This is a genomic window from Streptosporangium sp. NPDC001681 (assembly GCF_040298085.1).
Taxonomy (GTDB): domain Bacteria; phylum Actinomycetota; class Actinomycetes; order Streptosporangiales; family Streptosporangiaceae; genus Streptosporangium.
Genome location: NZ_JBEOZN010000021.1, coordinates 41586 through 48371, shown reverse-complemented (window position 1 = coordinate 48371; position 6786 = coordinate 41586). Strand labels below are relative to the sequence as shown.

Sequence of the window (6786 nt, the reverse complement as noted above, 5' to 3'; positions counted from 1 at the left end):
GCGCGGGAGCGTCGTGAAGCACTGCGGCTTCGGGCGGCGGACATGTTCTCCGGAGGAATCAAACAGCCACGGGTGGCCCAGCTGCTGGGCGTGACGCGTAAGTCCGCCTGTGAGTGGCACCGGGCCTGGCTGAAGGGCGACAAGGCCGCGCCGGTCTCCAAGGGTGCCGCCGGGATCGGCTGCAAGCTCACCGAGGCGCAACCGATGCGGCTGGAGGTGTTCTTGGACGAGGGCGCGATCATGCATGGATGGGACGATCAGCGCTGGACGAGCGCGCGTCGCCGCCCTGATCGCCGAGAGGTTCCACATCCGCTACACGCCGCGTGGGGTGGGCTACCCGATGGAGCGGCTGGGGTGGCCGTTCCAGTCGCCGCCTGGTCGGCGTTATGGCGGTAAGAAGTGGGGCCAGATGGTCGGGGCCGTCGTGCCACGATTGCGGCAGAAGGCTACTCGGACCTTGTCCCGGTCGGCGTTCTGGGCTGATTGACTTTGTTGACGGTGGTGTCCTCGGGGTCGAGTCGTCGCCCATCTGCGGAGCGGACCTCTAGTGCGCGCAGGGGCAGCCCGCGCCGGCGGTCGATCATCTCCGAATGCGGTTCATCGGGCTCGAAGAAGTGTCCTTCGCCCCACTGCCGCAGCGCCACGATGACGGGGAAGAGGTCTTTGCCCTTCGGCGTCAGAACGTACTCGTGGTAGGAACTGCCGTCGGAGGCCGGGACGACGTCCAGGATGCCGCCGGCGACCAAGACGCGCAGACGCGTGGTGAGGATGTTCTTGGCGACGCCGAGGCTGCGTTGGAACTCTCCGAAGCGGCGGCTGCCGTCAAACGCGTCCCGCACGATCAACAAGGACCACCAGTCGCCGATCGCGTCGACTGATCGAGCGACGGGACAGTCGCTGTCATTGAAACGCGTCCGCCTGACCATGACACCCTCCACATTTACATCGGTTGCAACATGCTACCAGAACGACTATCGTCCACCTGGTAGCAAGATGAAACCAATTTCCGAAGGGCGCCGAGTGGCCGGTAACGACGAGATCACGACACCGAGGACTGCGGGCACGAACGAGGGGACTCCCGGCTTCGCGCTGCCCCGAGGCGTCACCCTGCTCTTCGCCATCGCCTGTGGGACCGCGGTGGCCAACGTCTACTTCGCGCAGCCCCTCCTGGTGACACTGGGCCGTGACTTCGCGATCAGCCCGGCGACACTCGGCGCCGTCGTCACCCTCACACAACTTGGTTACGGGCTGGGACTGTTCTTCATCGTGCCGCTGGGCGACCTGGTCGACCGCAGGCGCCTCATCGTGATGCAGCTGCTCCTACTGGCGGCGGCGCTGATGGTGGTCGGCACCGCCGCCATCGCGGCGCTCCTGCTTGCGGGTATGGCCGCTGTGGGACTCCTCGCGGTGGTGGCCCAGACGTTGGTGGCCTTCGCTGCTTCGCTCGCCCCACCGGCGCAACGCGGACGCGTCGTCGGCCTCGTGACCAGCGGTGTGGTCACCGGCATCCTGCTTGCCCGCACCGTATCCGGCCTCCTGGCCGACCTCGCCGGCTGGCGCTCCGTCTACCTCACCTCGGCGGCCCTCACCTGCGTGCTCGCCCTGGCACTGCACCATGCTCTGCCGTCCCGTGACACCGCTGCACCGTCCATGCACTACGGACAGCTCTTGCGCTCCACGCTCTCCCTGTTCGCACAGGAGCGCCTCCTTCGGCTCCGTGCCCTGCTCGCCCTGCTCATCTTCGCCGCCTTCAGCACCCTGTGGAGCTGCATCGCGCTGCCGCTGAGCGCGCCTCCGCTGTCCCTGTCCCACACGGTGATCGGCGCGTTCGGACTGGTGGGAGCCGCAGGCGCCCTGGCTGCGACCGCAGCCGGCCGCCTAAACGATCGTGGGCTCTCCCAGCGGACCACCGGTATCGGCCTGGCCCTGCTCGTCGCCTCGTGGCTACCTCTGACCTTCGCCCGACAGTCACTATGGGCACTGGTGGTCGGCGTGATCGTCCTCGACCTCGCCGTGCAGGCGGTCCACGTCACCAACCAGAGCCTGATCTACACACTTCGCCCGGACGCGGGCAGCCGACTGATCGGCGGCTACATGGTCTTCTACTCGCTCGGCAGCGCCTTCGGAGCCATCGCCTCGACCGCTCTCTATGCGGCGGCCGACTGGGGTGCCGTGTGCGCACTGGGGGCCGCGATCAGCTGCCTCGCGCTCCTGCTATGGGCGGGCACCCGACCCTGTACCCCGACCTCGGCCGCTGCCGACTGAACAGACCGGCCGCGGCCCCCGGTGATATGCATCATCGGTGCCGCCGAGGACGCCCACTTCCCCTTGCCCCTGACACGCTGCTGCGCTCGACGTGCCACGCCACGTGGTGACGTACCTCGCCCGTCTGCTCGCGGCCCACCGCCGGCGGCTCGGAACGCCCAAGGGTTCCTGGGTCCTGGGGCCGTTCCAGCCGGCAGTACCGGTGCTGCGCTGGTTTCACGAACGCCGGCTGTGTCCACTGCCTTGCCCGCGACGCGGGCATCTTCCAGGCCACCGGCTACCGCTATCTCCACGAAGGCATCGATGTGCTCGCCGACCAGGCTCTGGACCTGCACGAAGTCCTGGACCGCTGCCAGCGTGAGGGGATGACACACCTCAATAACCGGGACGGCGGTAAGGCCGAAGATAGATGAATGAGCCCTTTTCATCCCGGGTAGCGGTCGTCTTCGACGGCCTGCAGAACAAGGATCGCTTGCAGGATCATGGTGGCGCGATTAGGGCAGCAACGGAGTCGGACCAGTACTGAGCTGATCCGGCCGCAAAGCGCCCCGATATCGTCCGGGCCTTCTTCGTCGACCCGCACCTGGCCTACATCGGCCAATAATGCCAATAGTCCCAAAACTTATGATCGGCTCAGTATGACTGCGCGATCAGCGCCTTGACCCGCCAGTACGGCCTCGGGGACTGCAGCCCGCATTACGAGCGCGTCATCCGGAAAGAGTACGCACCGCTGTGAGCCGGATGGTTTGGAGGCCGAAGTGAATGACCTGCCAGAAGCCCGCCAAGTGGATCCGCGCGGCGGCGCCCGCTGGAGAATGTCCGCGATCGTGCTTGCCGTGCTCCTGGCCGTCTGCCTGGTCGTCGCGGGACTCGCGTGGAAGCGTGAGCACGACAGGGCCTTGGCTCAGGAGCGCGTCGCGCTGGCTCATGGGCTCGCGCTGCACGCCTCGGACCTGCGCGACACCGACCCCGTCACGGCCCGGAAACTCGGCGTGGCCGCAGTCAAGATCCACTCTGATGGGCAGACCCGGGCGGGGCTGATCGACACGCTGGTCTGGTGGCGCGGCAGGGAGCTCACTCCGGACGCCTCCAGCGAGGTGGTGCTGAGCGGCGACGGGCGGGTCGCCCTGACCGGTGACATCGGCAGCGACGAGGTGAGCGTGTGGGATCTCACGACCTGGCTCGATCCCAAGATCGTCGAGAAATCCGATCGGGTCGCCGCGTTGAAAGTCCACAAGGAGGGCGTGGATGCGGTGGCGCTGTCCTTCGACGGACGGACCGCGCTGACCGGCGACGACGGCGCCACGATCGTGTGGGATCTCACCGATCCGGCCAAGCCGATCCGGGTGGCCACGTTGGCGGGCGAGAGGAAGGCCGACAGCGTGCGAGCGCTGGCGTTGTCGCGCGACGGCCGTACGGCGGTGATCGGCGACGACGCCGGCAACGTGATCGTGTGGAATCTGACCGACAGGTCTCGTTCAGCGCGCCTGTCGGTGACGAGAGCGCACAACTCCTCCGTTCGCGACCTCGGACTCAGCGCGGACGGCGGGATCGCCGTCACCGTGGACAACGATGGGGCGGCTACGGTCTGGGACCTCGCCGACCCCTCGCGTCCGGTCAAGTCGGCCGACCTGACCCCTTCCGCGAAGTCCGCGGCGGTGATGAGCACGGACGGGCGCGTCGTCCTCGTCGGGAACAGTCATCGGGCCGAGGCCGGGCCCGGGCATCAGGTCGAGGTCTGGAACCTCGACGACCGGTCGCGTCCGGCTCGCACGGCGATGTTCGAGGTGCCTCTCGGTTACATGTATGACATGGCCTTGACCCCTGACAGGAAGACCGCCCTGCTCGCCGGACCGAGCGATTCCGCGATGCTCTGGGACCTCTCCAACCCGTCCGGGCCGACCCGGTCGGCCGCGTTGAAGGGATACGCGCGGGAGATCTACTCCGTGGCTCTCGGCGCCGATGGCGGCGTGGCCCTGGCGGCCGGTCCCGGCGGGGTCTCCCTGTGGGATCTCAGCGACCTGGCCGAAGTCGTCGCCGACCCGGAGGAGGCGGCTTGCCACGGTTACAGCAGCGCGGCGCTCAGCAAGGCGGACTGGGCCCGCTACACGGGCGGCGCGGACTGGTCGGACTACGCGGTGGAGGGCATGGACGTCCTTGTCGTCTGCTTCATCAACCCGGACCCCACATGATGACGCCCTTGCCGGGGAGCGCGCGGTAGCGGAGGGCCTTCCCCGGCCACGGGCGGCCGGGGTCACGCATCTGCGCGCACTTCGTGCCATCGGGGGAGGAGCACATGCGAAAGGCCGTCGAGCGTGCCCTCCCGGGAGGGACGGTCGACGGCCTTTCGCGAGACGACTGAGTGTCCTGACCGGTGTTTACCCAGGTCAGAAGCTCAGTAGCTCAGACGTCGTAGATCTGATTGGCTATCCACTCTGACCTGCGAACGCAAGATCGGCTGACCATGAGTATTCGAGGGAATGTTTCACTCTTCGTGGCAAGCATTCTCTGCGTGGCCGGGTGTGCTCGGCAGGCGCACTGGTACGGCATCGAGTCCGCTGCCGTCGCGCCTGACGGGCGCACCATCACCGCCACGATCGTCGTCGGCGCGCCTGGCTCTGACGGGAAGTCGTGCCGGGAGGTCACCGACACCGATGTGGCGGAGTCAGCTGACGAGGTGGTGATCGGCATCGAGGTTCGTAACAACTGCGAACCCATCTTCCCGTGGGAGAAGGCGCCGATGCAGAAGGGCATGGGATACCCGCTGAACGTTCAGCTTCATCTGACGAAACCCCTGGCGGGGCGACGTCTTGTAGATCGAGCAAATCACCGGGAGCTGTCGCCTCCCCCCCGCAGGGCGACGACGAAGGGCCAGACCTTCAGCTCCTGCACAGCACCGCATCCAGCGAGGTCTCCTACACCGCGACCTCACCTTCTGTGCTCGTGGCGCACTTAAAACTCAAGCTAGACGATGGTGGCGACGTCGAACGCTTGTATGGCCACTACTCACGGTGACGCCACGCCGTTCAGTACGACGTCCAGCAGGCCAGTGGCGCGCGCCGCGGTATTGGGATCGCGGGCGAGGACGATGAAGAGGTTGACGCTCAGAAGAACGTCGGCGGCCGCGGCGATGTCGGCGTCGCGACGCACTTGGCCGTCATCCGCGGCGGACAGCAGTCGCTCGATCAGCGCGTGACGACTGATGCTCGTGAACTGGTTGTACAACCGGTGAGAGGCTTCATCGTCCGCTGAGACTGCAGCAGCGAGAGCGCGGACGAGGGCGACCGATTCGGTCGCCTGCATCGCTTCGATGAACTGTCGGAGCCACTCGGTCAGGTCGGCGCGAAGGTCGCCCGTGTTGAGCAGCAATACCTGGGGCAGAGGCATCGTGCCGTCGAGCGCCGCCTCGGCGACGATGGCCGCTTTCGACGGCCACCATCGGTAGAGGGTCTGCTTTCCCACGCCGGCTCGGGCCGCGATCCCTTCCATCGAGAGCGCCTCGTAGCCCCCGATCGACATGAGATCCCCAGCCGCTTCGAGCACGGCGCGGCGTGCTTGCTCGCTCCGTGGGCGTCCGGGACGCGCGTTGGTCATTACACGATCGTATCGATTGGCGCTATCCTCAATTTCGAGACGCACGTCTCGTTAGATGCGAAGGAGGAGGAACATGCCCGATGTTCTCGTGGTGATCGGTATCGGCGGGATGAGTGAAGCGATTGCCCGCCGACTCGGATCGGGTAAGCAGGTCGTGCTCGCGGACTTCAACGAGGAGACGTTGGACCGGGTTGCCGCAACCCTTCGAGCGGACGGCTTCGCCGTCGACGCCCTACAGGTGGATGTCTCATCGAAGCCGTCCGTCCGCGCGCTCGCCGAGGCCGCAGCGGCACTGGGCGATGTCCGGCAAGTGGCTCACACGGCGGGCCTGTCCCCCGTGCAAGCCCCGGCCGATGCGATCTTGCACGTCGACCTGGCCGGCGTCGCCTTCAGCCTCGACGCGTTCGGCGATGTCGTCGCCGATGGTGGCGCAGGTGTGGTGATCGCGAGTATGGCAGGCACGATGGCGGCAGGCCATCTGCCGACGGAGATGGAGGCTGCGCTGGCGCACACACCGTCCGATGACCTTCTCGCTCTGCCCTTCCTACAGGCCGGAGCCGTGCCGGATGCCGGCGCTGCGTACGGGATCGCGAAACGCGCCAACCAGTTGCGCGTCCAGGCGGCGAGTCTCGCCTGGGGTACGCGTGGCGCGCGGGTGAACAGCATCAGCCCGGGTGTCATCTCGACACCGATGGGCCAGGCCGAACTCGACGGCACATCCGGCGCAGCGATGCGGGCAATGGTCGACGGCTCCGGAACCAAGCGCCTCGGGACCCCGAGTGACATCGCGGAGGCCGCGTCATTCCTTCTCGGGTCCAGTTCGTCATTCATCACGGGTACCGACCTTCTGGTGGACGGTGGCGTGGTCGCCGCAGTCCGCTCCGGCGCCATCGCACTCCCGACCGCCTGAAATTTGCACCGCGCATC

6 protein-coding genes are annotated in these 6786 nt (G+C 67.0%); 4 read left to right on the top strand and 2 right to left on the bottom strand.

Features of this window, described 5'->3' with window-relative positions:
• Positions 1-244: 244 nt before the first annotated feature.
• Complete coding sequence (locus ABT130_RS12770; RefSeq protein ID WP_350955307.1) at positions 245-487, top strand: winged helix-turn-helix domain-containing protein; 243 nt, start codon at positions 245-247, stop codon at positions 485-487.
• Here the strand turns inward: ABT130_RS12770 and ABT130_RS12765 are convergent.
• Positions 447-926, bottom strand: a complete 480-nt coding sequence (locus tag ABT130_RS12765) for a winged helix-turn-helix transcriptional regulator (protein ID WP_350955305.1) — start codon at positions 924-926, stop codon at positions 447-449. The genes ABT130_RS12770 and ABT130_RS12765 overlap by 41 nt on opposite strands.
• Positions 927-1020: 94 nt before the next feature.
• Between ABT130_RS12765 and ABT130_RS12760 the strand changes: the two genes are divergently transcribed.
• Together ABT130_RS12760 and ABT130_RS12750 are read left to right on the top strand one after the other, a co-directional pair.
• A complete protein-coding gene (locus ABT130_RS12760) occupies positions 1021-2265 on the top strand; it encodes an MFS transporter (RefSeq protein ID WP_350955303.1) in 1245 nt (414 codons plus the stop codon).
• Between the two features lie 758 nt (positions 2266-3023).
• Complete coding sequence (locus ABT130_RS12750) at positions 3024-4457, top strand: WD40 repeat domain-containing protein (protein WP_350955301.1); 1434 nt, start codon at positions 3024-3026, stop codon at positions 4455-4457.
• Between the two features lie 814 nt (positions 4458-5271).
• On the opposite strand, the gene ABT130_RS12745 is transcribed toward ABT130_RS12750, so the two are convergent.
• Complete coding sequence (locus ABT130_RS12745) at positions 5272-5859, bottom strand: TetR/AcrR family transcriptional regulator (protein ID WP_350927908.1); 588 nt, start codon at positions 5857-5859, stop codon at positions 5272-5274.
• 73 nt (positions 5860-5932) lie between these two features.
• On the opposite strand from ABT130_RS12745, the gene ABT130_RS12740 reads away from it, so the two are divergent.
• Complete coding sequence (locus tag ABT130_RS12740) at positions 5933-6769, top strand: SDR family oxidoreductase (RefSeq protein ID WP_350955299.1); 837 nt, start codon at positions 5933-5935, stop codon at positions 6767-6769.
• Positions 6770-6786: the final 17 nt, after the last annotated feature.

Coding starts and splice junctions, on each gene's coding strand:
- ABT130_RS12765 (WP_350955305.1), bottom strand. CDS start 926: ATGGTCAGGCGGACGCGTTTCAATGACAGCGACTGTCCCGTCGCTCGA.
- ABT130_RS12740 (WP_350955299.1), top strand. CDS start 5,933: ATGCCCGATGTTCTCGTGGTGATCGGTATCGGCGGGATGAGTGAAGCG.
- ABT130_RS12770 (WP_350955307.1), top strand. CDS start 245: ATGGATGGGACGATCAGCGCTGGACGAGCGCGCGTCGCCGCCCTGATC.
- ABT130_RS12745 (WP_350927908.1), bottom strand. CDS start 5,859: ATGACCAACGCGCGTCCCGGACGCCCACGGAGCGAGCAAGCACGCCGC.